This is a genomic window from Burkholderia sp. GW821-FHT14F03, from assembly GCF_058803765.1.
This window is the reverse complement of record NZ_JBXAPG010000165.1, coordinates 1-516: the sequence shown is the minus strand read 5'-3', so window position 1 is coordinate 516 and position 516 is coordinate 1. Positions and strand designations below refer to the sequence as shown.

Annotated in this window: 1 pseudogene; it reads left to right on the top strand. The window is 67.1% G+C overall.

Features of this window, described 5'->3' with window-relative positions:
- Positions 1–148: 148 nt before the first annotated feature.
- Positions 149–516: pseudogene (locus AC1RQF_RS33535) on the top strand (type IVB secretion system protein IcmH/DotU); the annotation flags it as partial.

Here is a 516-nt window from a genome sequence, read left to right as displayed (position 1 = left end):
GAATCGACCGATCCGTTCTGGACGCAGACGCTCGCCGGCTCGGCGATGGCGCTGCGCATCGTCGGCGATTTTCCGGATCTGCGTTTCGAAGCCTGGGGCTTGAGAGACGGGAAGGTGGCATGACACACGATATGAACCGCTATCCACGATGAACCTGCTCAGAAACCTTTCCTCCGCCATCCGGCGCACGTCGTCGGCCTCCAACATGCTCGACCGGGTCGCGGAAAATCCCGATCTGACCACCCGGATGCCGACGCTGTCGTCGCTGGCCCAGGGGGTGTCGACCACCGGGCCGGCCACGACCGACGCTACCTCGCCACGCGACGCGGAGCACGCGGTGCTGCGCTTCCCGACCCCGCCCGGCGCGTTCCGCGCGTCGTATGACGACGGCGCGGACGCTTCGCCCGTCGTGTATACCCCCCAGGGCGGCCAGGTTGCCATCCTGAAGGCCGGCCAGCAGTCGGCCAACTGGAGCAATCCGTTCGTGTCGCACGCGCTGCCCGCGATCCTGCAATT